Source organism: Acidovorax sp. GW821-FHT11A03 (assembly GCF_058809075.1).
In genome coordinates this window covers 435,011-460,019 of sequence record NZ_JBXASG010000001.1, presented here as the reverse complement: position 1 = coordinate 460,019, position 25,009 = coordinate 435,011, and the positions used below count along the sequence as shown (strand labels likewise).

General features: G+C 68.5%; 23 protein-coding genes. 16 read left to right on the top strand and 7 right to left on the bottom strand.

Annotated elements, in window-relative coordinates; genetic code table 11:
* Window positions 1-185: 185 nt before the first annotated feature.
* The 7 genes from AC1RVY_RS02165 to AC1RVY_RS02135 all read left to right on the top strand — a co-directional run bounded on the left by AC1RVY_RS02165 (window position 186) and on the right by AC1RVY_RS02135 (window position 7,226).
* Window positions 186-1,550: a sensor domain-containing protein gene (locus AC1RVY_RS02165; protein WP_218294936.1), complete on the top strand. Its 1,365-nt coding sequence runs from the start codon at window positions 186-188 to the stop codon at window positions 1,548-1,550.
* A 383-nt stretch (window positions 1,551-1,933) separates the two neighbouring features.
* On the top strand, window positions 1,934-2,401 hold the full coding sequence (locus AC1RVY_RS02160; protein ID WP_218294934.1) for a CopD family protein: 468 nt from the start codon (window positions 1,934-1,936) through the stop codon (window positions 2,399-2,401).
* Between the two features lie 23 nt (window positions 2,402-2,424).
* Window positions 2,425-3,357 carry a LysR family transcriptional regulator gene (locus AC1RVY_RS02155; RefSeq protein ID WP_492805093.1) on the top strand — a complete coding sequence of 311 codons (933 nt, stop codon included), beginning with the start codon at window positions 2,425-2,427 and terminating at the stop codon, window positions 3,355-3,357.
* An 88-nt stretch (window positions 3,358-3,445) separates the two neighbouring features.
* Window positions 3,446-4,243: a sulfite exporter TauE/SafE family protein gene (locus tag AC1RVY_RS02150; RefSeq protein ID WP_492805091.1), complete on the top strand. Its 798-nt coding sequence runs from the start codon at window positions 3,446-3,448 to the stop codon at window positions 4,241-4,243.
* 108 nt (window positions 4,244-4,351) lie between these two features.
* A complete protein-coding gene (locus AC1RVY_RS02145; protein WP_369642503.1) occupies window positions 4,352-6,187 on the top strand; it encodes an ABC transporter ATP-binding protein in 1,836 nt (611 codons plus the stop codon).
* 172 nt (window positions 6,188-6,359) lie between these two features.
* A complete protein-coding gene (locus AC1RVY_RS02140; RefSeq protein WP_218294930.1) occupies window positions 6,360-6,689 on the top strand; it encodes an EthD family reductase in 330 nt (109 codons plus the stop codon).
* A gap of 237 nt (window positions 6,690-6,926) precedes the next feature.
* A complete protein-coding gene (locus AC1RVY_RS02135; protein WP_369642504.1) occupies window positions 6,927-7,226 on the top strand; it encodes a helix-turn-helix domain-containing protein in 300 nt (99 codons plus the stop codon).
* Window positions 7,227-7,295: 69 nt separating this feature from the next.
* Here AC1RVY_RS02135 and AC1RVY_RS02130 read toward each other — a convergent pair whose 3' ends face one another.
* Window positions 7,296-8,288, bottom strand: coding sequence for a Bug family tripartite tricarboxylate transporter substrate binding protein (locus AC1RVY_RS02130; RefSeq protein WP_492805089.1), 993 nt, complete (start codon window positions 8,286-8,288; stop codon window positions 7,296-7,298).
* An 81-nt stretch (window positions 8,289-8,369) separates the two neighbouring features.
* Window positions 8,370-9,476 (bottom strand): lactonase family protein, encoded by a 1,107-nt coding sequence (locus AC1RVY_RS02125; RefSeq protein WP_492805087.1) that lies wholly within the window; start codon window positions 9,474-9,476, stop codon window positions 8,370-8,372.
* A gap of 370 nt (window positions 9,477-9,846) precedes the next feature.
* On the opposite strand from AC1RVY_RS02125, the gene AC1RVY_RS02120 reads away from it, so the two are divergent.
* From AC1RVY_RS02120 to AC1RVY_RS02105, 4 genes are all read left to right on the top strand, one after another.
* Entirely contained in the window at window positions 9,847-10,818 is a 972-nt protein-coding gene (locus AC1RVY_RS02120) for a Bug family tripartite tricarboxylate transporter substrate binding protein (protein WP_218294926.1), read from the top strand.
* A 50-nt stretch (window positions 10,819-10,868) separates the two neighbouring features.
* A complete protein-coding gene (kdgD, locus tag AC1RVY_RS02115; RefSeq protein ID WP_218295311.1) occupies window positions 10,869-11,780 on the top strand; it encodes a 5-dehydro-4-deoxyglucarate dehydratase in 912 nt (303 codons plus the stop codon).
* Between the two features lie 133 nt (window positions 11,781-11,913).
* Window positions 11,914-12,375 carry a nuclear transport factor 2 family protein gene (locus AC1RVY_RS02110; protein WP_218294925.1) on the top strand — a complete coding sequence of 154 codons (462 nt, stop codon included), beginning with the start codon at window positions 11,914-11,916 and terminating at the stop codon, window positions 12,373-12,375.
* Between the two features lie 76 nt (window positions 12,376-12,451).
* On the top strand, window positions 12,452-13,420 hold the full coding sequence (locus tag AC1RVY_RS02105) for a 2-hydroxyacid dehydrogenase (RefSeq protein ID WP_492805085.1): 969 nt from the start codon (window positions 12,452-12,454) through the stop codon (window positions 13,418-13,420).
* Between the two features lie 88 nt (window positions 13,421-13,508).
* Here AC1RVY_RS02105 and AC1RVY_RS02100 read toward each other — a convergent pair whose 3' ends face one another.
* Window positions 13,509-14,810 carry a M20/M25/M40 family metallo-hydrolase gene (locus AC1RVY_RS02100; protein WP_492805084.1) on the bottom strand — a complete coding sequence of 434 codons (1,302 nt, stop codon included), beginning with the start codon at window positions 14,808-14,810 and terminating at the stop codon, window positions 13,509-13,511.
* Window positions 14,811-14,920: 110 nt separating this feature from the next.
* Complete coding sequence (locus AC1RVY_RS02095) at window positions 14,921-15,787, bottom strand: LysR family transcriptional regulator (RefSeq protein WP_492253254.1); 867 nt, start codon at window positions 15,785-15,787, stop codon at window positions 14,921-14,923.
* 97 nt (window positions 15,788-15,884) lie between these two features.
* Here AC1RVY_RS02095 and AC1RVY_RS02090 point away from each other — a divergent pair, with 97 nt between their 5' ends.
* Window positions 15,885-16,319, top strand: coding sequence for a nuclear transport factor 2 family protein (locus AC1RVY_RS02090; RefSeq protein WP_492805083.1), 435 nt, complete (start codon window positions 15,885-15,887; stop codon window positions 16,317-16,319).
* Here AC1RVY_RS02090 and AC1RVY_RS02085 read toward each other — a convergent pair.
* On the bottom strand, window positions 16,297-17,223 hold the full coding sequence (locus tag AC1RVY_RS02085) for a LysR family transcriptional regulator (protein ID WP_492805082.1): 927 nt from the start codon (window positions 17,221-17,223) through the stop codon (window positions 16,297-16,299). The two genes, AC1RVY_RS02090 and AC1RVY_RS02085, sit on opposite strands and share 23 nt — an antisense overlap.
* A gap of 108 nt (window positions 17,224-17,331) precedes the next feature.
* On the opposite strand from AC1RVY_RS02085, the gene metE reads away from it, so the two are divergent.
* A complete protein-coding gene (gene metE / locus AC1RVY_RS02080; RefSeq protein ID WP_492805081.1) occupies window positions 17,332-19,713 on the top strand; it encodes a 5-methyltetrahydropteroyltriglutamate--homocysteine S-methyltransferase in 2,382 nt (793 codons plus the stop codon).
* Window positions 19,714-19,748: 35 nt separating this feature from the next.
* On the opposite strand, the gene AC1RVY_RS02075 is transcribed toward metE, so the two are convergent.
* Together AC1RVY_RS02075 and AC1RVY_RS02070 are read right to left on the bottom strand one after the other, a co-directional pair.
* Window positions 19,749-20,702, bottom strand: a complete 954-nt coding sequence (locus AC1RVY_RS02075) for a ketopantoate reductase family protein (RefSeq protein ID WP_218294918.1) — start codon at window positions 20,700-20,702, stop codon at window positions 19,749-19,751.
* Window positions 20,703-20,784: 82 nt separating this feature from the next.
* Window positions 20,785-21,471: a Pr6Pr family membrane protein gene (locus AC1RVY_RS02070; RefSeq protein ID WP_492805079.1), complete on the bottom strand. Its 687-nt coding sequence runs from the start codon at window positions 21,469-21,471 to the stop codon at window positions 20,785-20,787.
* 160 nt (window positions 21,472-21,631) lie between these two features.
* Here AC1RVY_RS02070 and AC1RVY_RS02065 point away from each other — a divergent pair, with 160 nt between their 5' ends.
* The 3 genes from AC1RVY_RS02065 to AC1RVY_RS02055 are packed head-to-tail and all read left to right on the top strand — an operon-like array spanning window position 21,632 to window position 25,004.
* Window positions 21,632-22,135: a MarR family winged helix-turn-helix transcriptional regulator gene (locus AC1RVY_RS02065; RefSeq protein ID WP_218294916.1), complete on the top strand. Its 504-nt coding sequence runs from the start codon at window positions 21,632-21,634 to the stop codon at window positions 22,133-22,135.
* Between the two features lie 41 nt (window positions 22,136-22,176).
* Complete coding sequence (locus AC1RVY_RS02060) at window positions 22,177-23,646, top strand: efflux transporter outer membrane subunit (protein WP_492805078.1); 1,470 nt, start codon at window positions 22,177-22,179, stop codon at window positions 23,644-23,646.
* 53 nt (window positions 23,647-23,699) lie between these two features.
* A complete protein-coding gene (locus AC1RVY_RS02055; RefSeq protein ID WP_369642516.1) occupies window positions 23,700-25,004 on the top strand; it encodes an HlyD family secretion protein in 1,305 nt (434 codons plus the stop codon).
* Window positions 25,005-25,009: the final 5 nt, after the last annotated feature.

Below are 25,009 nucleotides of genomic sequence, written 5' to 3'. Positions count from 1 at the left end.
GCTTGCTGCAAAAGCGCAAGCAGCTACATATTCAATAGCAATCAAACAGCCTGACGCCACGCGGTGCGGCCAATCCGCGGGCGTCAAGCCAGCGCGCGACGGCGTAGCGTTTTACGCACACGCCACGGCACAGCCGCGGGCCGCGCTGCACAATGGGTTTTCCGTACCTTGTGCGCGCCCTGCCAATGCAAAGCATTTCTTCCGCGAACATCGTAGACCTGCTCCTGGATGCCGTCTGCATCGTGCAAGCCGACAGCCGGATCGTGTTCGTGAGCCCTGCCTTCGAGCGCATCTTTGGCTATGCGCCCCAGGAGGTGGTGGGGCGGCGCATGCTGGACATGGTCCACCCCGAAGACCTCGAGGCCACCGAGCGCCAGGCGCGCAGCGTGACCGAGGGCCATCTGCAGCTTCAGTTCGAGAACCGCTATGTGCGCAAGGACGGCACCGTCGCGCACATCCGCTGGACGGCGCGCTGGCTGCCCGACCGGCAGCTGCGGCTGGCCGTGGCCCACGACATCACCGAACGCAAGTTCACCGAGTCCATGCGCGGGGCGATCTACGCGATCTCCGAAGCGGCGCAGACAGCGCCCAACCTGGATACGCTGTTCGGGCGCATCCACCACACCGTCGGGCAGCTGCTGCCCGCCACCGATTTTTCGGTGGCGCTGTACGACCGCGAGAACGGCGCTCTGAGCTTTCCCTACCACGTGAGCGACGGGCTGCCCATGCCCGCCCCCATGGCGCTGGTGCGCGATTCGCTGTGCGCCGAGGTCATCCGCAACGGCAGCACCCTGCTGCTCACGCCCACCACGCGGGCCGGGCTGCCCGTGGAGGTGCCGCACGAACACCTTCCGCTGTACTGGCTGGGCGTGCCGCTGCAGACACCGCAGGGCGCCATCGGCGCGCTGGTGCTGCAAAGCCATACCGGGCAGTACCGCTACACCGACAAGGACAAGGAGCTCCTGCAGTTCGTCTCCACCCAGGTCGCGGCCGCCATCGAACGCCAGCAGATGCACGAGCGCCTGGAGCACATGGCGCAGTACGACCAGCTCACGCACCTGCCCAACCGCCAGCTGTTCCTGGACCGACTGAAGACCGCCCTCGCCCGCGCCCGGCGGGACCAGGGCCAGCTGTCGCTGCTGTTCATCGACCTGGACCATTTCAAGGACGTGAACGACACCCTGGGCCATGCCATGGGCGACCTGCTGCTGCAGCGGGTGGCGCAGCGGCTGCTGGAATGCGTGCGCGGCTCCGACACCGTGGCCCGCCTGGGCGGCGACGAGTTCGTGGTGCTGCTCGAGCATGGCCCCGCGCAAGGGCACACCACGGCGGTGGCCGAAAAGATCCTGGCGGCATTCGGCCAGGCCTTCGACCTGGAGGGCACGAGGCTGGCGATCCACCCCAGCATCGGGGTGGCCCTGCACCCCGAGCACGGCAGCGAGGTGCACCACCTGCTGGGCCACGCCGACGCCGCCATGTACCTCTCGAAGAAAAACGGGGGCAACCAGGTGCGGCTTGCGCCGCAGCCCCGCGCGGACAGGGGCCCGTAGCGGCCTGGGCCGCCCGCACCACCGGACCGCCATGCACGCCCCACGCCCCGTCGACACCTGCGCCGCGCCCACGCCCCGCCGCCGCGCGGCGGCCCTGCAGCTCCTGAAGCGGCTGGGCCTTGCCGTGCTGGCCTTGCCGGTGGCGATGGTCCTCACGTTCGCGGCCTTTCCGTTCTGGTCGTGGCTGGAGCGCACGACCGGCATCGAAAGCATGGGCCGCGAAGGCCCGGCCAGCTGGTGCTACCTGGCCACCGGGCGGGGCACTAGCCACCGCCCGGCAAGCCGCTGCGCCACGCCCCCTCCCCGGCGGCGGGCGGCGATGTCGCTGCACAATGCGCCTTTCGCACCCGCGCCCTTCACCCACGGCCTACGGCCCCGCCCCCATGCTCTACAACGCCCTCAAGCTCGCCCATGTCCTGTCCATCGTGGTGTGGATAGGAGGCATGGTGTTCGCGCATTTCTTCCTGCGCCCCGCCGCGCAGTCGCTGGAGCCCGCGCAGCGCGTGCGGCTGATGCACGACGTGCTCCAGCGCTTTCTCGCGGCGGTGTCGGTGGCCGTCGTGGTCGTGCTGGCCAGCGGGCTGTGGATGATCGGCCGCGTGGCCAGGCAGGCCGTGCAGGCCGGCGGCTCGTTTTCCATGCCGCTGGACTGGACCGTCATGGCCACCCTGGGCCTGGTGATGATGGCCATCTTCGGCCACATCCGCTTCGCGCTGTTCAGGCGCCTGCAGCGCGCGGTGGCCGCCTCGGACTGGCCTGCCGGCGGCCAGGCCCTCGCCAGCATCCGCAGCTGGGTGGGCGTCAATCTGGCGCTGGGCGTGGTCACGATCGTCGTCACCCTGCTGGCCTGACGGCGCGCCGCCGCTTCCTGCCCATGCTCACGCACAAGCAACTGCGCTACTTCGTGGACATCGTGGACGCGGGCAGCTTCAGCCTGGCGGCCGAGCGGCTGTTCATCGCCCAGTCGGCGCTGAGCCGCCAGGTCAAGGACATGGAACAGGCGCTGCAGGTACCCCTGCTCGAGCGCGGCACGCGGCACCTGCAGGCCACCCCCGCGGGGCGGTCGCTGTATGCCGACGCGCGCCGCATCCTCGCCGACCTGCAGCAGGCCGCCGTCAACGCGCGCGATGCGCAGCGCGGCATCGAGGGCACGGTGCACCTGCTGCATGCCAGCTCGGTGCCGCTCACGCCCGCGCTGCAGTCCTTTCTGCGCGGCCATCTGGCGCAGCACCCGGGGGTGTCGGTCGAGGTATCGCAATCCTCGTCCGAGCACCAGGCCCCCGACATCGCCCAGGCGCGCGCCGACATGGGCCTGGCGCGCGCGCCGGTGCTGCGCCGCTACCCCGGCATGCACTATGAGCCGCTGTACACCGAGGGCCTGGTGGTGGCCCTGCCCCCCGGCCATGCGCTGGCGCAAGCGCCCGAGATCGCACTGGGCGACTTGCGCGGGGAGTCCTTCGTGGCCACGCCCCACCTGGACCGGGGCGGCCTCAGCCACCACGTGGCCCAGCTGTGCCGGGCGGCCGGGTTCGAGCCGCGCAGCGCGCGGGTACGCTCGCGCAAATGGTCGCAGCTGGCCCTGGTGCAGGGAGGTTTTGGCGTGGCGGTGATGCCCGAATCGCTGGCGGCATGGGCACCGCCGGGTGTGCCCGTGCGCCCACTGGCCGGGAGCACGGGTCACCGCACGGCGGTGCTGGTCTTGTGGCGCCAGGACGCAGCGCCCCTGGTGCAGCAGTTCGCGGATGCCATGGTGCGCAGCTTCGCCCCGCTGCCACAGGCCCCCGGCTCCCACCCGCCTGCGGGCTGAACCCAGCTGATTTCGAGATAGATACCCGCCCCATTCGGTATTGGATGTGCAGGGGGACCGCCGGTAGAGTGCATCGCATTCGTCCACCGTGCCTGTTGCCCCCGCCACCATGCCGCTCTCCACCCTTGCCGACTTTCTGCCCGCCGTCCAGCCGTGGCAACTGGCCCTCATCTGCGCGGGGGTGACCGCCGCCTACGTGATCTTCGGCATGGCCGGTTTCGGCACCGCCCTGGTGGCCGGGCCGGTGCTGGCCCACTTCATCCCCGTCGCGACCATCGTGCCGCTGCTGGCGCTGCTCGATTTTTTCGCCGCCGCCACCAACATCGCACGCGACCGCCATGCGGCTGACCGCGCCGAGCTGGGCCGCCTGGTCCCGTTCCTGGCCGCGGGCAGCCTCGCGGGGGCCGCGCTGCTGCTCTGGGGGAGGCCCGATGCACTGCAGTGGGCCCTGGGCGCATTCGCCACGGGCTATGCGCTCCATGCGCTGAGCGGCCACAAGCCCCGGTCGGCGCTGCCCCCGCGCGCGGCCCTCCCCTTTGGCTTCATCGGCGGCATCTTCTCGGCCCTCTTTGGAAGCGGCGGTTTTCTCTATGCCATCTACCTGGCGGGGCGGCTGGACGACAAGGACCGTATCCGCGTCACGCAGTCCACCCTGATCGGGCTGAGCACGCTGACCCGCGCGGTGCTGTTCCTGCTGGCGGGTGTGTACGCGCAGGCGCCGGTGCTGGTGCTGGCGGCCGCGCTGGTGCCGGCCATGCTGCTGGGCACGGCCATCGGGCGGCGCATCACGCTGCGCCTGTCGCGCGAACAATTTCTGCGCGTGGTCCACGGGGTGGTGCTGTGCTCGGGCGTGCTGCTGCTGTGGCGGCAGTGGGCGGGCGCATAGCCGCAGGCTCCGGCCGCCGGTTCACCTACTTGGGTTGCGGACAAGGGCCCGCCGGCGCGCGCGCCGCGCCCCGGTCCTCTACCATCGGGCGAAGAGGAGCCGCGCTACGTGTTCAAGTTTTTCGAAAACCGCCTTCCCCCCTATCCCCCCGCCGAACCCCACCTGCCCCCGAAGGACTTCATGGCCTTCGTCTGGGATGGCACGCGTGGCCTGCGTGGCTACGTCGCCGCGATGGCGGGGCTGTCCGCCGCCATCGCGGTGTACGAAGCCCTGCTGTTCGCCGTGCTCGGCCATGTGGTCGACTGGCTCTCCACCGTCGCGCCCGGTGCGCTGTGGACGCAGCACAAGGGCTCCATCCTCGGCATCACCGCGCTGCTGCTGGGCTCCGTGGGCCTGGTGGCGCTGCAGACGGCCATCAAGCACCAGGTGCTGGCCATCAACTTCCCGCTGCGCCTGCGCTGGAACTTCCACCGCCTGATGCTGGGCCAGAGCATGGCCTTCTATGCCGACGAGTTCGCGGGCCGCATCACCACCAAGATCATGCAGACCGCGCTGGCCGTGCGCGACATGATCTTCACCACCACCGACGTGGTGATCGGCATGGGCGTCTACCTCGTCACCATCCTCGTGCTGCTGGCCGGGTTTGACGTGCGGCTGCTGGCCCCGTTCGCCGCCTGGATGGTGGCCTACGGGCTGGCTTGCTGGTATTTCGTGCCGCGCCTGGGCAAGGTGGGCAAGGCCCAGGCCGATGCGCGCTCGGTGATGACCGGGCGCATCACCGATGCCTACACCAACATCGCCACCGTCAAGCTGTTCTCGCACACGCGCCGCGAATCCGAATTCGCGCGCGCGGCCATGGACGCCTTCAAGCTCACCGGCTATGCGCAGATGCGCCTGGTGAGCCTCTTCGAGATCGTGAATCACATCCTGGTGGTGGTCATGATCCTGGGTGCGTGCGGCACGGCGCTGTGGCTGTGGTCGCTCGGCGAGGTGGGCGCGGGCGCCGTGGCCGCCGTCACCGCCATGACGCTGCGCGTGTCGGGCCACGCGCACTGGGTGATGTGGGAGATGACCACCCTGTTCGAGAGCGTGGGCACCATCCAGGACGGCATCAACACGCTGACCAGGCCGCGCACGGTGGTGGATGCACCCGATGCCCAGCCACTCGCCGTGACCCAGGGCGAGGTGCGCTTTGACAACATGAGCTTTGCCTATGGCAACGGCCGGCCCGTGATCGACGGGCTGAACCTGGTCATCCGGCCGGGCGAGAAGATCGGGCTCATCGGCCGTTCGGGCGCCGGCAAGTCCACGCTGGTGAACCTGCTGCTGCGCTTTCACGACGTCAGCTCGGGCCGCATCCTCATCGATGGCCAGGACATCGCCCACGTCACGCAGGACAGCCTGCGCCGCTCCATCGGCATGGTGACGCAGGACACCTCGCTGCTGCACCGCTCCATGCGCGACAACATCCTGTACGGCCGCCCCGACGCGAGCGAGGCCGACCTGCACAAGGCGGCCGAGCGCGCCGAGGCGGCGGACTTCATCGCCACGCTGACCGACCTGCAAGGCCGCACGGGCTACGAGGCGCATGTGGGCGAACGCGGCGTGAAGCTGTCGGGCGGCCAGCGCCAGCGGGTCGCGATCGCGCGGGTGATGCTCAAGGACGCGCCCATCCTGCTGCTCGATGAAGCCACCAGCGCGCTCGACTCCGAGGTGGAGGCCGCCATCCAGCAAAGCCTGGACAGCCTGATGCAGGGCAAGACCGTGATCGCGATTGCGCACCGCCTGTCCACCATCGCGGCCATGGACCGCCTCATCGTGATGGACGCGGGCCGCATCGTGGAAGAAGGCACGCACGCGCAGCTGCTGGGCCAGGGCGGCGTGTATGCACGCCTGTGGGGGCACCAGAGCGGCGGATTCCTGGGCGAATCGGAAGAAGACTGACAGCCACTGCCTCGCCGCCCAACCGCCCAGCCAGCCAGCCGGGCTGCCTGCCACCCACGCGACAGCACGACACCGGCCTGTCGCCCAGGCGGCTGTGCGCGGCCCGCGCACGTTCTACCGTTGCAGCCCTGCACGGGCCATGGTGGCCTGGCCAACCGAAGGAGACGATCCGATGATCAAGGTCACGGCGGTGTACCGCTGGCGCGAAGGCGCCACGTTCAACCACGACTACTACCACGGCGAACACATGCGCATCGCCCGCGCGGCGCTTCAGCCCCTGGGCCTGGTGCGGCTCGAGAGCGACCGCGTGCTCTACCCCGGCGAGCCCCGCCCCGGCCAGGTGGTGGCGCTGACCAACGCGTTCTTCAGCGACTTGAAGCAGGCCCAGGCCGCAGCCAGGCAAACGGCGGCGCAACTGACGGCGGACATCCCCAACTACACCAACATCACGCCCGAGTCCTACTTCGCGCAGATGCTGGCGCACGAGGTGGCAACGGCCTGAGAGCGCGTCGATCCGCCGCTCGCGCACGGCCTTGGGCAGCAGGCGCGCACACCGCCCTGCCCGGCCCCGGCACGGCGGCCAGCACGTGGCACGCGGTGGACGGCCAGTCCAAGGCCCGGGGAAGGCAACCGGCAGCGCCGCCCGGCCCCACATGGATAAAAATAGGCCCTTGCGCAGGTTTGCATTGCGCATCAAGCTATAAATTTAATAGCAACATACATTCCGGGCCGCAGCTCCATGACCACCAGCACCCCCATCCCACTCGACATGCCCGCGCCCACCGGCGACCAGCTCAAGGCCAGCCGCGCCGCTGCCGGGCTCAGCCAGGCCCAGGCCGCGGAATTGATGGGCTATCCGCTGCAGACCGGCAGCCGGGGGGGCGTGCAGTCGCGCACCTGGCAGGCGCTGGAGAGCACCACCGACGAGCGCAACATGCAGGGGCCCGTCTACGCGATGTTCCTGCTGCTCACGGGGCAGCATCCCGACTACGTGCTGGCCCAGCGCTCCGGTGCGGCCCCATCCGCCGTCGCCCCATGAAAAAAGCGGAACGGTCCAAAGACCCTTCCGCCAACTGCCTGCAGGGAGATTGCCGAAACAGCGGGTGGCTCAGTCCACCTTGATGTTGGCGGCCTTGATCACCTGGGCCCACTTGTCCACCTCGGCCTTCTGGAAGCTGGCGATCTGGGCGGTGGTCATGTCGGCCGGCTCCATGCCAAAGCCCTTCAGGCGGTTTTGCATGTCGGGCTGGGCCAGGATCTTGCGGATCTCGTCGTGCAGGCGCGTGACGGTGGGCGCGGGCGTGCCGGCCGGCACGAAGATCGCCTGCCACGACTGCACCTGGAAGTCCGCCAGGCCATTCACGTCCGATTCGGCCACCGTGGGCACGTCGGGCATGGAGGCCAGGCGCTTGGGCGAGGTCACCGCGATGGCGCGCAGCTTGCCACTCTGGATGTGCGGGGCGGCGACCACGGTGGTGTCGAACATCATGTCGACCTGGCCGCTGATCACGTCCTGGATGGCGGGGCCGCTGCCCTTGTACGGGATGTGCGTGAACTTCACGCCCGACTTGTAGGCCAGCAGTTCCACGGCCAGGTGCTGCGAGCTGCCGGTGCCGGCGGAGGCCGACGACAGGCCGCCCTCCTTGCCCTTGGCGGCGGCCAGCACGTCCTTGAGCGTCTTGTGCGGGCTGTTGGCCGACACCACCAGCACCACCGGATTGGTGCCGATCAGCGTCACGGGGCTGAACGACTTGATGGGGTCGTAGCCCAGCTTCGGGTACAGGCTGACGTTGATGGCGTGGGAGCTGACGGTGCCGCCCAGCAGCGTGTAGCCGTCGGGCGCGGCGCGCGCCGCGGCTTCCGAGCCGATGCTGCCGGCCGCGCCACCCTTGTTCTCGACCACCACGGTGGTCCCCAGGGCGGTGCCCAGTTGCTGGCCGATCAGGCGGCCGAGCGTGTCGGTGGTGCCGCCAGCGGCAAACGGCACCACGTAGCTGATGGGCTTGCCCGTGGGCCAGGGGCCCTGGGCGGCGGTGGGCAGGCCGATGAGGCCCATGGCGGCAGCCAGGGCCGCTGTGTGGATGAGGGTTCTGCGTTGCATGAAGGGTCTCCTGGTTTGTGGATGGTGGATGGCGGGACCGAATGGAAGAACCGTTCAGGCATTTCCACGGTTCAGTCCGTCTCAAGGCAGGTCAACGATCTCGACCCAGTTGGGGTTCTTGCCCGCCGGCACGCGCGTGGGGGTGCCCGGAACGCCGGTGGCGGGGTCGATGGGGTGCAGCGACACCTGGTGGGACTCCTGCCCCGCCGCGACCAGGAAGCGGCCCGAAGAGTCCACCGCAAAGCTGCGCGGGGACTTTTCCGTGGGCACCTGGCCCAGCGGCTGCAGCTGGCCCGTGACCGCGTCGACGCGGAAGCTGCTGAGGGTGCTGGAAGTGCGCTCCGACGCATACAGCGTGCGGCCGTCGGGCGACAGGTGAATGTCAGCGGCCCAAGGCTTTCCCGCAAACCCTGCGGGCAGCGCCGTGGCGCGCTGCACTGGGCGCAGCGTGCCCCGCGCCGAGTCGTAGGCCAGCACGTGCACGGCGGCGTCCAGTTCGTTGAGCACATACATGAAGCGCTGGCCCTTGTCCCACACGAAGTGGCGCGGGCCCGACTTGTCAGGGGCGACGGTGGTGAGGGCGGGCTCGTGCGCGCTGAGCCTGCCCGTCTCGGCATCGAAGCGCCAGGCCGAGAGGTTGTCTCCGCCCAGGCTGGTGGCGAACACATGGCGGTTGGCGGCATCCGCATGGATGGCATGCGCATTCGGCGCCGTGGGAATGAGCTGCTGCACCGCCCCCACCGCGCCGTCCTTGCCAATGCTGTTGACCGTGATCTTGTGGCCGGGGTACGAGGCCGCGAACAGCCAGCGCCCGGTGGCATCGGTGTCGATGTTGGCCATGCTGTCGGCCAGCGGCGCCTCGCCCAGCTTGCGCAGCTTGCCGCTGGCGGGATCGATCGCCAGGTTCACCACCCTGAACGGCTGTGAGCGCAGCGCCACGTACAGCATCTTCTTGTCCGGGCTCACGGCCATGGGCATCGCCATACCGCCCAGCGGCGTGGTGTCCACCGGCTTGAGCGCGGCGGCGCTGCGGTCCAGTTCGAACACCGACACGTCCTGGCTGTCCGCGTTGGAGACATAGACCCAGGTAGCGGCCCAGGCGCCCGGCGTGGCCAGTGCGGCGGCCACGGCAACGGCCACATGCGCCAGCCGTGCGGCCCTGCGGCGGGAGCGAAGTGCTGCAATCATCCGTATTCCTTGGGCAGATGGCGGCGAAGGCTGGGGAACAGCGCACTCGCGTTGCCATGGTGGTCGTTTCCCGCCGGGCGATTTCACGGCCTGCCGGGCGCGGGGTGGGAGTCTTTTGTCATATGTCGTCATACAACAAAGAGGCAATTGTGGAGCCACTCCCACCTGGCACCCTAAAGGGATTACCCGAAGTTCTTGACAGTCGATTGGTGCGCCGAACCCCTGCCACCATAAGGAAACAGCCTCCCAAAACCTTGGTACTTACCCTGATTTTTTAAGGGTAAACCCTATATTTCCAGGCTGGTCGGTTGTTTTGGATGGCGTCTAGTTGTACGATGACTAACAACAACCCATGCAACGGAGACATTCCATGACCTTGAACCGACGCGCCATCCTCCTGGCCTGTACCGCCGCCCTGGCCGCAGCCTCCGCCACCGCCCAGACGGCGGAATGGCCAGCAAAGACGCTGCGCATCGTGGTGCCCTACCCTCCAGGCGGCAGCTCGGACATCATTGCGCGCTCGATCAGCCAGTCGCTGTCCGAGGCGCTCAAGCAGACCGTCATCGTCGAGAACAAGCCCGGGGCCAACGGCAACCTGGGGGCGGACTTCGTCGCCAAGGCCGAGCCGGACGGCTACACCATGCTGCTGTGCGACGTGGGCGCGCTGGCCATCAGCCCCTCGGTCTATACCAAGCTGTCGTTCGACCCCTCCAAGGACCTGCGTGGCGTGACCATGCTGGCCTACTCGCCCCACCTGCTGGTGGTGCACCCTTCGGTGCCCGTGAGCAACCTCAAGGAGCTGGTCGCCTACTCCAAGAAGAACGACCTGAACTTTGCCGTCACGGCCACCGGCAGCGCTCCCCACCTGGCTGGCGTGGCGCTGGAGCGCGCCAGCGGCGCGCGCTGGCAGTACATCCCCTACAAGGGCGGCGTCACCGCCATCCAGGACACCGTCGCCGGCCAGACCCAGGTGCTGATGAACGGCATGCTGGCCACCCTGCCCCAGGTGCAGAGCGGCAAGCTCAAGGTGCTGGGCGTGTCCAAGTCCACGCGCATGCCCCTGATCGGCGACGTGCCCACCATTGCCGAGCAGGGCGTGGCCGGCTACGAGTCCGGCACCTGGCAAGGCGTGCTGCTGCCGCGCGGCACGCCGGATGCCGTCGTGCAAAAGCTCAACAAGGCCCTCATCACCGCCATCCGCGCACCCGAGATCCGCTCGCGCCTGGCCGGCCAGGGCGCCGAGGTGGTGACCATGACCTCCGCCGAGCAGGACCAGTTCTTCGTCAAGGAGCGTGCGCGCTGGGCCAGCGTGGTCAAGGCCGCCAACATCAAGCTCGACTGAGCACTTCACACCCCCTGTTTCATTCACCTTTTTCCCTCGTTGCAATGACCATGACCCCGCAAGACCTCAAATCCATCATGGGCTCCGGCCTGCTGTCCTTCCCCATCACGGACTTCGACGAGCAGGGTGAATTCCGCCCCAGGACCTACATCGAGCGCCTGGAGTGGCTCGCCCCCTATGGCGCCAGCGCCCTGTTCGCCGCCGGCGGCACGGGCGAGTATTTCTCGCTCTCGGGCCCCGAGTACGGCCAGGTCATCAAGACCGCCGTGGACACCTGCCGCGGCAAGGTGCCCATCATTGCCGGCGCCGGCGGCCCCACCCGCACCGCCATCGCCCATGCCCAGGAGGCCGAGCGCCTGGGTGCCCACGGCATCCTGCTCTTGCCCCACTACCTGACCGAAGCCGGCCAGGAGGGCCTGATCGAGCATGTGGCCGCCGTGTGCAACAGCGTGAAGTTCGGCGTCATCGTCTACAACCGCGACCGCACCAAGCTCACCGCCGATTCCCTGGCCATCCTGGCCGACCGCTGCCCCAACCTGATCGGCTTCAAGGACGGCGTGGGCAATATCGAGACCATGTCTTCCATCTTCATGAAGATGGGTGACCGCTTCTCCTACCTGGGCGGCCTGCCCACGGCCGAGGTGTATGCGGCGGCCTACAAGGCGCTGGGCACGCCGGTGTACTCCTCGGCAGTGTTCAACTTCATTCCCAAGACGGCGATGGACTTCTACAAGGCCGTGGCGGCCGACGACACGGCCACGCAGCACAGGCTGCTCAAGGAGTTCTTCATGCCCTACCTGGCCATCCGCAACCGGGTGGAAGGCTATGGCGTGAGCATCATCAAGGCGGGCGCCAGGATCGTGGGCCATGACGGTGGGCCGGTGCGCGCGCCGCTGACGGACTTGAAGCCCAGCGAGATGGAAGAGCTCAAGGCGCTCATCGACAAGCTCGGCCCGCAGTAAGCGCGCCGAGGGGCCTGGCAAGCCAGGCCCCTTTTCTTTGGTTGCATTCCACCACGCGCCTGGCCGTGCACGGGCGCGTGGTGCAGCCGTGGCACGCACACACATCTCAAACACCACAACGGAGACAGACAAGATGTTCAAGCAAATCGTTCTCGCCACGGCCGCCGCCTTGGCCATTGCCGCGCTCACGGGCTGCGCCACTAGCGCGCCCGCTGCATCTTCGGCATCGTCCGAGCAATCGGTGGCCGCGGCTGCGGAAAAACTGCGCGTGGCCATGATCGATCCCACGCCCACGGCCCTCGCCCAACTCGTCGCCGACGACCTGAGCTACGGCCATTCGGGGGGCCGCGTGGACACCAAGGACAGTTTCATCGGCGACCTGATCGCAGGAAAATCCGACTTCGTCACCATCGCCATCTCCGACCAGACCATCAAGGTCGTGGGCAACACCGCCATCGTGCGCCACACCCTCACGGCCGATACCAATGACTCGGGCAAGCCCGGCAAGGTGCAGATCAAGATCCTGGGCGTGTGGCAGCAGCAAGGCGGCCAGTGGAAGCTGCTGGCACGCCAGGCCGTGCGCGTCGCGGCATGATGTAGACACATCGGGGCGGCAGTGTGCCGCCGTATGCCGCCCGTTGCATTTTTTGGCACTGTTGCCCCACGAAACCATGACCACGACTCCCCCTCGCATCCTGCAAATCGGCCGCCTGCCCCTCCCCGCGCTGGAGGCCGAACTGGCGGCCCGTTACAGCGTCGCCTGCCTGGCCGAACAGCCCGATCCAGCGGCTTTTCTGGCGTCACACGGTGCGGAGTTCACCGGGGTGGTGACCACCGCCGCCATCGGCCTCAAGGGCGAGGTCATCGCCGCGCTGCCCCACCTCCAGGTCATCAGCAGCTTTGGCGTGGGCTTTGACGCGCTGGACATCGATGCGGCCAAGGCGCGTGGCGTGCAGGTGGGCTACACGCCCGGCGTGCTCAACGACTGCGTGGCCGACATGGCGTTTGCGCTGATGCTGGATGTGTCGCGCAACCTTGCCGACAGCGACCGTTTTGTGCGCCGTGGCGAATGGCCGAAGGCCAGGTATGCGCTCGGCAGCCGCGTGTCGGGCAAGCGCCTGGGCATCGTGGGCATGGGCCGCATCGGCCAGGCGGTGGCCGATCGTGCGAGCGGTTTCCGCATGGAGGTGGGCTACCACAACCGTCGGCAGGCCGAGGGCTGCGCACTCCCTTACTTCGCGTCCTCGACCGCACTGGCGCAGTGGGCCGACTACCTGGTGCTGACCGTGGCGGGCGGCGCTGGCACGCGCCACCTCGTCAACCGCGATGTGCTGGATGCCCTGGGGCCGAACGGCTACCTCGTCAATGTGGCGCGCGGCAGCGTGGTGGACGAAGCCGCATTGATCGAAGCGCTGACCGAACGCCGCATCGCCGGTGCCGGGCTGGACGTGTTCGAGAACGAGCCCACCGTGCCCGCCGCGCTGATGGCGCTGGACAACGTGGTGCTGACGCCCCACGCCGCCAGCGCCACGCACGAAACCCGACGCGCGATGGCCGACCTGGTGCTGGAAAACCTGGAATCGTTCTACACCACCGGTGCCGTGCTGGCGCCGGTGCCTGGCACCTTGGTACTTGAGTAAGCCGTAAACAGCGCCTCCGTGCCTGGCTCCTCGCCCTGCAGCACCGGAGACGCCCCCGCAGGGGGGAGGCACGAAGCGGCTCAGGGAGTCACTTCAGCTTGTCGCGCGAGATGTCCATGATCATGCGCGTGGCCAGGTACAGACGCGGCACGATGGTGTTGATCTGCACGTACTCCGCATCATTGGAGTGGGCGCCGTAGCCCGACAGGCCCATGCCCTCCACCACCGCGCCCTTGGTCTTGAGCGCCGCAAAGGCCGCATCGGTGCCGCCCCCGGTGGCTTTCTCGACCACATTGAGCGGCAGGCCCAACTCCTGGTAGATGACCTTGCCGTAACCGGCCACGCGGCGGGATGCGTCGCTGGCCTCCAGCGGCGGGCGGCGCACTTCAAACTTCACATCCACCTTGGAGGCTGGCAGCAGCTTGCTCTTGACCTTCTCTTGCAAGCTTTTTTCCAACCCATCAAAGTCGGACACGCGCAGCGCACGCGCATCGGCCTGGGCCGTGGCCTCGGCGGGGATCACGTTGCGGTTGGTGCCTGCCTTGGATACCGTCCAATTCAGCTTGAGGCCTTCGTCCGTTTTGGACAAATCCTTCATCTGCAGCAGCTGGTGCGACAGCTCATACAGCGCGTTCACGCCATCCTCGGGCTTGGCCCCGGCATGCGACGCCTTGCCCTGCACCGTGAGGTAGGCCGCCCCAATGCCGCTGGTGGCCAGGCGCAGCGTGCCGTCGGTGCCGCCGCCTTCGAACGACAACACCACGTCCTGCTCGGACGCCACACGGGTGATGGTGCTGCGCCAGCCGGGCGAGCTGATTTCCTCGTCGCCATTGATCAGCACGGTGAGCGTGCCGTAGTCCTTGAAGCTGAGCTTTTGCAGCAAGGCCACGGTATGGATGATGAGCGCGATGCCCTGCTTGTCGTCCGAAATGCCCAGGCCATAGGCCTTGTCGCCATCGATGCGGAACGGCTGGCCTTTGAGCATGCCTTTCAGGTACACCGTGTCCATGTGCGCGATGAGCATGATCTTCTTGCTTCCCGTGCCCTTGAACACGGCCTGCACGGCAGGGCCCACCTTCTCGGGCGTGTCGTCCAGGCGGTAGATGTCGCTGGTCTGCAGCACGTCCACCGTACCGCCCAGTTGCTTGAGCTGGCCGGCAATGCGCTCGGCGATCTGGTTCAGGCCTTCGATGTCCTTGCTGCCCGACTCGATGTGCACCAGGTCACGCAGGGTGTCGAGCAGGGGTTGCTGCTCCTTCTGAGCCAGTGCATGGACGTCAGCCACCGGCGCAGCGTGGGCCACGGCGGCGGCAAACGCCAGCGCCAGCGAGGCCATCAGGGGGCGGACGAACGAAGGGGCTGAGTGTGGGCGGCGCTGCGGATGGTGCATGGTGCAAAGGCTCGGTGAAGGGATGAGGAAAGCGATTATGGAGTCTTGCAACACCAATTTCAAACACTGATCCTCCTTGCAATGCTTCGGTCAGCGCCTGCGCGCCAGACTCAGCCCGCAGGCGCAAACACCTCGGGGCTCAGCCGTGACTTGTGGCCCCGGGGTTCAAACAGCCACATGCCATACAGCGGCAGAGATTCCGCCAGCCGCAGGGGCGCCACCAGCGTGGACGCACCGCCCAGCAACGCAGGGTGCGGCACAACAGCCAGCAGGTCGGACTGCGCCACCAGGTGCAGCAGGCTGGCAAAGTCGGGGCAGCGCACGGACATCTTGGGCGCGGGCATGCGGCGCACACGGTGCGCTTCCGTCAACACATCCACCGGCCCGCTGACACTGGGCCCCACACAGGCCCACGCAGCGCCCTGCAGTTGCGCCAGCGACTGGGCCCGGACCCATGGGTGGCCCTTGCGCGCATAGACCTGGGGATGCAACTCGTACAGGGGGCGCTCCGTCACATCGGGATGCGCAAACTTGCGCGGTTTGGGGGCAATGACCGCATCAAAGCGCCGCTGCAGCAGGCCCTCCAGCAGACTGCCTTCATCGGCCGTCGCCATCTCCAGCGAGCGCCGGGCGTTGGGCAGGCACCAGCTGGCATACAGCAGCGGGCCACAGACCAGCGCCGCTGAAGACGTGAGCCCTACCCGCAGCAGGTAGCGGTCTGCCGCAGCCACTGACGCGCGGGGCAGCGCCTCAACCCCTTGCGCCAGGTGCAGGGCCTGCGCGGCTACAGCCCGGGCCAGGTCGGTGGGCACATGGCGGCGCCCTTCCTGCACCAGCAAGGGCTTCGCGAAGTGGACTTGCAGTGCCTTCATGCCATGGCTGATCGCAGGCTGCGACACGCCGCAGGCCTTGGCCGCCAAGGCGAACGAGCCCTGTTCGATGACCGCACGGAGGTATTGCAGGTAGCGCAGATACATAAACACCTTTTATGTACAAGCCACCATTGTCTCTTGTCGTGCGGCGCGGAGTTGGCGAAGCTACGCACTCCACTCCACGCCCTTTGCATCGCCACGTATGAGCCATTCCCCCATCGACACCGTCCGCACCTACCTCGCCCACCTGCATGCCAGTCATACCGACGGGCTGATTGCCTGTTTTGAAGACGATGGCATGGTGCATTCGCCCTTTCTGGGCACCATGCGCGCGAGGGGCTTTTTCCAAAAGCTCGCCCAGGCTTCCAGCCGCAGCGTGATCACCGTGCTGGATCTGTTCGCCTCCGCCCAACCAGAAAGCGGCGGCGCCATGCGGGTCGCCGCCTATTTCCGCTACGACTGGACCTTGAACGATGGCCGCGAGGTGACTTTCACTTGCGTGGATGTGTTCACGTTCGACGCGGGCAGCACCCGCATCCGCGACATGAACATCGTCTACGACACCCACCCGCTGCGCGAAGAGGTGGGCGACAAGTACGCGCCGGATCCGATTATCACAACAACTCCACGCCCTTGAGCGTGACAAAACTCGTCTCGCGCGTGACCTGCACAAAGTCCTGCAGGTACGGCTTGGCCGACAGGCTGGGCAGGCAGGCGGCGTGCAGTTCGCCACGCAACCCCCGGGCTCCGATGGGCCTGGCCGTCACATACCCCCGGTCCAGGTAACTCTGCACCGCCCACAGCGGCAGCGCCGCCACGCCGCGCCCGCTGGCCACCAGCTGCAGCATGGCCACCGTCAGCTCGGTGGTGCGGCGCGGGGGGCGCACCCCGGCGGGCTCCAGCACCTGGCGGATCAGGTCCAGCATTTCGTCGGGCACGGGGTAGGTGATGATGGTCTGGTCGGCAAAGTCCTGCGCCACCAGGTGCGGCCTGGCCACCAGCGGGTGCGTCTTGGCCAGCAGCGCGCGGATCTCGAAGCCAAACAGCGCGTGGTAGTCCACGCCCGCCTCGTCGGCATCCACCTCCGACACGATGGCCACGTCGGCCCGGCCCTGGTGCAGCAGGCCCACCGGGTCGGCGTGAAAGCCGCTCACGATGTCCAGCTCCACCTCGGGCCAGCGGGTGCGAAACGCGTCCATGGCGGGCATGAGCCAGTCAAAGCAGGTGTGGCATTCCACCGCAATGCGCATCTGCCCGCCCTGCCCCAGCACCAGACGGGCAATGTCGCGTTCGGCCCCTTCCACCTGCGGCAGCATCGCATCGGCCAGCGCCAGCAGGCGTTCGCCCACGGCGGTGAACTGCGGCGGGACGGACTTGCGCTCAAACAGCGGCTGGCCATAGCGGTCCTCCAACAGCTTGATCTGGTGCGACAGCGCCGACTGCGTGAGGTTGAGCAGCTGCGCGGCCCGCACCAGGCTGCCGCTGTCGCGCAGGGCGACCAGGGTGCGCAGGTGGCGCACTTCCAGAATCGACTGGTTCATTACTAATTTTCAAGTTGATCGCATAAAACTTTCGTTTGAATAATAAACGAGCCCGCGCGACCATCGGTGCCTTCATTGCATTGCTCCATTCAGAAGAAGGAAATCACCATGTCGCTCGCCGCCCAATCCTCCTCTCGCCCTGTGCTCACGCACACACTGGGCTTTCCGCGCATGGGGGCGCAGCGCGAACTGAAATTCGCGCTCGAGTCCTTCTGGCGCGGCGACAGTACCGAGGCCGAGCTGCAGGCCACCGCCGCCCAATTGCGCCAGTTGCATTGGCAGGCGCAGGCCGATGCGGGCCTGGGTTGTGTGACGGTGGGCGACTTTGCGCTGTACGACCACGTGGCCAACCACATCCAGCTGCTGGGCTGCGAGCCTGCGCGCTTTGGCTTTGACGCCCACACGCCCGAGCTGGCGCGCTACTTTGCGATGGCGCGGGGCGTGTCGGCCCACGCCGCCGAAGACCATCAGGGCTGCAGCGCCGGTTGCCAGGCAAAGCACACCACCGCAGGCCAGCCCGCTCTGGAGATGACCAAGTGGTTTGACACCAACTACCACTACCTCGTGCCCGAGTTCAGCGCCCACACCCAGTTCCGCCTGGCCAGCGAGCGCCTGTTCGCCGAAGTGGCCGAGGCCCAGGCGCTGGGCCACCGCGTCAAGGCCGTGCTGCTGGGGCCCCTGAGCCTTTTGTGGCTGGGCAAATCCAAAACGGCGGGTTTTGACCGCTTCAGCCTGCTGGAGTCATTGCTGCCGGTGTACGAAACCGTGCTGGCGCGCCTGAAAGCCCAGGGCGTGGAATGGGTGCAGATCGACGAACCCATCCTGGGCCTGGACCTGCCCGACACCTGGCGCCATGCGTTCGAACCCAGCTACTGGCAACTGGCGCGCAGCGCGCCCAAGTTGCTGCTGGCCACGTACTTCTCGCCACTGGCCGAGAACCTGCGCCTGGCCTGCCAGCTGCCCGTGGCCGGCCTGCATGTGGACGCCGTGCGCTCCCCCGACGAGCTGGTGGGCGTGGCGGACTGGCTGCCCTCGCACAAGGTGCTGTCCGTGGGCATCGTGGACGGCCGCAACATCTGGCGCACCGACCTCGATGCCGCTCTGGCCAAGCTGCGCCCCGTGGCCGACAAGCACCAGGGCGAGCTGTGGCTGGCACCGTCGTGCTCTCTGCTGCATGTGCCGTTCAGCTTAGAGGCCGAAACGCAGCTGGATGCCGAAGTGAAATCCTGGCTGGCGTTTGCCGTCGAAAAGCTCGACGAGCTGCGTGTGCTTGCCGCCGCCTTGTCGCAAGGCGAGGTTGCGGTGGACGATGAATTGCACGCCGCCCGCATCGCCCTGGCCGCCCGCCGCGCCAGCCCCCGCGTTCACCGTGCCACCGTGGCCGCCCGCCTGGCCGCCGCTGCGCCGGGGGCCGACCAGCGCCACGACGTCTTTCCCGCCAGGCAAAAGGCACAGCGCGCACGCCTGAAGCTGCCGCTGCTGCCCACCACCACGATTGGTTCGTTCCCGCAGACGGCCGAGATCCGTGCAGCCCGCGCCGCCTTCAAGCGCGGTGCGCTCGACGCGGCCCACTACCAACAGAAGATGGAGGCCGAAATTGCACTCGCAGTGCGCAAGCAGGAAGCGCTGGGCATTGATGTACTGGTGCACGGCGAGGCCGAACGCAACGACATGGTCGAATACTTTGGCGAGCAGCTCGACGGCTTTGCCTTCACCGCCAACGGCTGGGTGCAAAGCTATGGCTCGCGCTGCGTGAAGCCGCCCATCATCTACGGCGACGTGGCCCGCCCCACGCCCATGACTGTGGCCTGGACGCAGTATGCGCAGAGCCTCACCGCCAAACCCATGAAAGGCATGCTCACCGGCCCCATCACCATCCTGCAATGGAGCTTTGTGCGCGACGACCAGCCGCGCGCCACCACGGCCGACCAGATCGCCTGGGCCATCCGCGACGAGGTGTGCGACCTCGAGGCCGCAGGCATCGCCATCATCCAGATCGACGAGCCCGCGATCCGCGAAGGGCTGCCGCTGCGCCGCGCGGGGTGGAAGAGCTATCTGGAGCGCGCCACGCGAGCCTTCCGCATCAGTGCCAGCGGCGTGCGCAACGACACGCAGATCCACACCCACATGTGCTACAGCGAGTTCAACGACATCCTGCCCGCCATCGCGTCCATGGACGCCGATGTGATCACGATTGAGACGAGCCGGTCGGACATGGAACTGCTGCAGGGTTTTGGCGACTTCAAATATCCGAACGAGATCGGCCCCGGCGTGTACGACATCCACTCCCCCCGCGTGCCCGGCGTGCAGGAGATGGCCGCGCTGCTGGAAAAAGCCGCCGAGGTCGTGCCCGTGGAGCACCTGTGGGTGAACCCCGACTGCGGCCTGAAAACCCGGGGCTGGCCCGAGACCGAAGCCGCCCTGCGCCACATGGTGCAGGCCGCGCAGGAAGTGCGCGAGCGGCTGCTGGAGGAAGCGGCCCTGGCATGACGGAGGCCCGGCCGCGAGATCGGCTGGCCGCCCACTCAGCCCGCAGCGCCCTTCATCTCCGCCAATTTCACGAGGACCAGCAAAGCGTGGTTGAGGGGCGTGGGCACGCCCAGGGCGGCCCCGCGCCTGACGACGTAGCCGTTCAGATGGTCGATCTCGGTGGGCTTGCCCCGCGCCAGGTCCTGTGCGGTGGACGAGAACTGGCCGGGCATGGTGGCAGCGATGCCGCGCACGGCGGCCTGCACGTCGCCCGCAATCGTCACTCCGTCAGCAGCCGCCACCGCCAGACATTCGGCCACGATGTCGGCAATCACCTGCGTCACGCCGGGCACCTGTACCAGCGGGCCATAGGGCTGCTGGGACAGGGCCGAGAGCGCGTTGTACGCGCTGTTGAGCACCAGCTTGGCCCACAGCGCACCGCGCACGTTGTCTGACACCTGGGTGGGGATGCCCGCCGCCGTGAGCTGGCGGGCGGCCTCGCCGCTGCGTGGCGATGGCGCAATCACCAGCTCGCCCCGGCCATGGTGCACCACATGCCCCGGGCCGCCCATGGCGGTGGCGACGTACACCACGGCGGCGGCCACGGGGGTGCTGGCGCCGAGCACGGCGCGCACGCGCTCGTCGTTGTCCACGCCGTTCTGCAGGGTCAGCACCAGCGTGCCGGGCGCCAGGTGCGGGCGCATCCCGCGCGCGGCGTCCTCCGAGTCCGAGGACTTGACGCAGAACAGCACCACGTCGGCCCCCAGCACCGCGCTGGCCTCGGTGCTGGCCGCCAGCGGCACCTGCACATCCAGCACGGCTGTCTGCAGGCGCAGCCCGCGTTCGCGCACGGCCTGCACATGGGCGGGCCGGCCAATGAGCGTCACCGGGTGCCCGGCGCGTGCCAGCAGCGCGCCGTAGTAGCAGCCCACCGCCCCCGCGCCCATGACGGCGATGCGCAGCAAGGGGCCGGGGGTGGGCGGGGCGCTGGAGGAAACGGCTGTGGTCATGGAAAGTCCGGGGGACACAAAAAGAAGGCTGGGCCGATGGGCCTTGAGACTATATCGGGCGATCGGCCGCCCGCGCGCACGCTCAGGCGCCGCGCAGCACGCGCTCCGCCCACCTGCCCGCCCCCAGGAAGAGGAAGCCCACCAGCACGAAGCCGCCCAGCAGGCCAGCCGCATTGCGCAGCACCGTGGCATACCCCAGGGCGTTCACATCGATGAACGGATACGGGTAGCTGCCCAGCCACACGCCGCGCACCAGCGCATAGGCAAAGTACGCCAGCGGGTAGGCGCAGGCTGCGAGCGGCACCCACCACCGCAACCCGCGCTTGTCGGGCGCGGCCCCCAGCCAGTACAGGCCGAACAGCACGGGCACCGCGTAGTGCAGCAGCACATCGGCCAGCCACTGCCAGCCCTGGGGATCCCAGATGTTGCGCAGCAGGAAGTGGTAGGCCAGGCCCACCAGAACAATGCTGATGGCGGCACACGCCTGCACCGGCGCGCGCGCGAAGAACCGCCCCCAGGAGGAGGCTGCGGCCACCGCCGGCAAGGTCAGCACCAGGGCTACCAGGATGTTCGTGAGCACGGTGAAGTACCCCAGATAGGCCACCAGGCCCTGCAGGGCGGACTGGCCGCCGGCCAATGCAAGCCGCAGGGAAAGCACCAGCTGGAGCAGCACGGCGAACCAGACAAGCAGTGCAAGGGAAAAGGTGGCCCGCCTTTCGGCCGGGGTGGGGCGCGCGGCGTGCGCAGACGGGGGTGGCGAAGGATTCAAGGGTGTGCCCTGCTCTCGATGGGATGTGCCAGCACCATAGCCCAAAGGCCGTGGCACGGCCATCTCACCCAGGGCCGGAAGTTGCAATAACCCCTGGCAACAACTCGGGAATCAGTTGATTGCAAAGACAATTATTGTCTAGTCAATTAAATTCCTGCCCATGACTTCCGCGCGCCCCACCCCCTCGATCCAGGGCTTCTACAGCCCCGACCACCTCCAGCCCGAGGACAGCGTGGGCTACCTCATGCGCAAGGTGATGTCCTCCATCCGCACCCAGGCGGATGCGCAGCTGGCTCCGCGCGACCTGACCTACGCCCAGTGGCTGCCGCTGTACAAGATCTCGCGCTGCGACAAGACCACGGTGGCCAGCCTCGCCCGCGACCTGGAGACCGATCCGGCGTCGATGACCCGGGCACTCGACCGGCTCGAAGCCAAGGGCCTGGTGCTGCGCGAGCGTTCCACCACGGACCGCCGCGTGGTGCAGCTCGCGCTCACGGCCGAAGGCCAGGCCGTGGCCGCCCAGGTGCCCGCCGTGCTGGCCGACGTGCTCAACGGCCACCTGAGCGACTTCACCCACGACGAATGGCAGCTGCTGCTGCGCATGCTGCGCCGCATGCTGGCCAATGGCGAAACGCTGCGCCAGCAACCGCCCGCGCAGCCCTGATCGCGGTGCCCCGTACTTTTTTCGAATCCCTGGAGATTGACGTGTCCCAACCCACCCTCTTTTCAACCCGCGCCGCCGTGGCGGCCCACTTCGCCGTCTCGGCCGTCGCGCTGGCGGCCGCCCTGTTCCTGGTCGGCTGCGCCAGCCCCGGGCCGGCGCACACGCCGCTGGCACAGACCACGCCCGCCGGGGCGGGCCTGAACGCCTCGGCCAGCGAATCGGCCGCCCCGTCGCAGTGGTGGACCACCCTGGGCGACGCACAGCTCAATGCCCTGGTCGACAAGGCCCTGCAGGGCAGCCCCAGCCTGGCCGTGAGCCGCGCCCGCCTGGAGCAGGCCGTGGCGCTGAGCCAGGTGCGCGAAGCCGCCAGCGGCCCGCAGGTGAACCTGGGTGTGGACGCCACGCGCCAGCGCTACACCGCGCACGGCCTGGTGCCCGCCCCGGTGGCCGGCAACACCTACAACAGTGGCACGGTGCAGGCGACGTTCAGCTGGTCGCCCGACTTCTTTGGCCAGCACGCCGCCGAGCTGCAGGCCGCCCTGGGCCAGGCGCGCGCCGCCCAGGCCGATGCTGCCGCGGCAGCCAACACCCTGGCTGCCCAGGTGGGCCGCAGCTACGTGGCCCTGGCGCGCCTGGTGTCGCAACGCGAAGTCGCGGTGCGCGCGCTGGAGCAGCGCGAAGAGCAGCGCCGCCTGACCAATGACCGCGTGGCCGCGGGCCTCGACAGCCAGGTCGAGCTGACCCAGGCCCAGGCCGCCGTGCCCGATGCGCGCACGCAGATCGAGGCGCTGGACGAGCAGATCACCCTGGCACGCCGCCAGGTGGCCGTGCTCACCGGCCAGGCGCCCGATGCACTCACCACCCTGACCCCGCAACTGGCATCCCTGCAGCCCACGCCCGTGCCCGACGCGCTGGGCGCCGACCTGCTGGGCCGCCGCCCCGACGTGGTGGCCGCGCGCTGGCGCGTGGAAGCCGCCACCCAGGGCGTGAAGGTCGCACGCACGGAGTTCTATCCCAACATCAACATCGGCGCCTTCATCGGCCTCAATTCGCTGGGTCTGGACAACCTGTTCAACGCCGGCTCGCGCCAGATGGGCGTGACGCCCGCGCTGCGCCTGCCGATCTTCGACGGCGGCCGCCTGCGCGCGCAGCTGGGCGGCCGCCAGGCCGAGCTCGACGCCGCCATCGCCCAGTACAACGGCATGGTGCTCGACGCGGTCAAGGAAGCCGGCGACGCCATGGCCTCGGTGCAGTCGCTCACGCGCCAGCAGGCGCTGCAGGACGATGCCGCCGCCAGCGCCGAGAAGGCCTACCGCTTCGCGCAGGAGCGCTACCGCGCGGGCCTGGGCAACTATCTGGTGGTGCTGTCCACCGAAAGCCAGGTGCTCGCCCAGCGCCGCCTGGCCGTGGACCTGCGCGCGCGCCAGCTCGACACCCGCCTCATGCTGATGAAGGCCCTGGGCGGCGGCTGGACGGACGACACCGACACGCTGCGCACCGCCGCGCGCTGATTCCTGGCACACGAAAAACACATACAACAAACACCTACCGAAAGATCACAGCCATGAGCGAACCCCTCACCTCCCAAGAAGCCAACACCGCCCGCCGCCGGGGCCTGACCCTGATCGCCGCCGCCGTGGCCCTGGCCGCCATCGGCTGGGGCGGCTGGCACTGGGCCAATGGCCGCCATGTGGAGACCACCGACAACGCCTACGTGGCGGGCAACGTGGTGCAGATCACGCCGCAGATCGGCGGCACCGTGGTCTCCATCGGCGCGGACGACACCGATTACGTGAAGGCCGGCCAGCTGCTGGTCAAGCTCGACCCCGCCGATGCCCGCGTGGCGCTGGAGCAGGCCGAGGCGCAGCTGGCCCAGACCGTGCGCGAGGTGCGCACCCTGTTCGCCAACAACTCCACGTTGAAGGCCCAGGTCAGCCTGCGCAGCGCCGACCTGGCGCGCGCCCAGGCCGATGCCGCGCGCCTGCAGGACGACGTGGCCCGCCGCGCCCCGCTGATGGCCAGCGGCGCCGTGGGCAAGGAAGAGTTCCAGCACGCCAATGCCCAGGTCACGGCTGCCAGGAGCACCGTGGCCGCCGCCCAGGCGGCCGTGGTGGCCGCGCAGGAGCAACTGGCCGCCAGCCAGACGCAGACCGAAGGCACCTCCATCGAGCAGCACCCCAACGTGCAGCGCGCCTCGGCCCGCGTGCGCGAGGCCTACCTGGCCGTGCAGCGCGCCCAGCTGGTGGCGCCGCTCGACGGCCATGTCGCCAAGCGCGGCGTGCAGGTCGGCCAGCGCGTGCAGGCCGGTGCCCCGCTGATGACGCTGGTGGCCCTGAACGACCTGTGGGTGGACGCCAACTTCAAGGAAAGCCAGCTGCAGAACCTGCGCATCGGCCAGCCCGCCGAGCTGGTGGCCGACGTATACGGCACCAAGGTCGTCTACCACGGCAAGGTCGCCGGCCTGGGTGCCGGCACGGGCGCCGCCTTCGCGCTGCTGCCCGCGCAAAACGCCACGGGCAACTGGATCAAGGTGGTGCAGCGCGTGCCCGTGCGCATTGCCCTCGACCCCAAGGAAGTCAGCGAGCACGCCTTGCGCGTGGGCCTGTCGATGGACGTGAAGGTGGACACGGCCGACCAGAGCGGCAAGACCCTGTCGGATACGCAGCGCACCACGCCCGTGGCCGCCACCGCCGTGTTCGACGCGCAGTTCAAGGCCGCCGACGACGAGGTGGCCCAGATCATCGCCGCCAACCTGGGCCGCAAGGCCCTGGCCGTGGCCTCGCCCAAGGTGGTCCAGACGCCGGGCGGCAGCGCCGGGCAGGCACAGAACCACGCCTCCGCCCCCGTGCGCGCCCCTGTGGTGCAGTAAGCCGG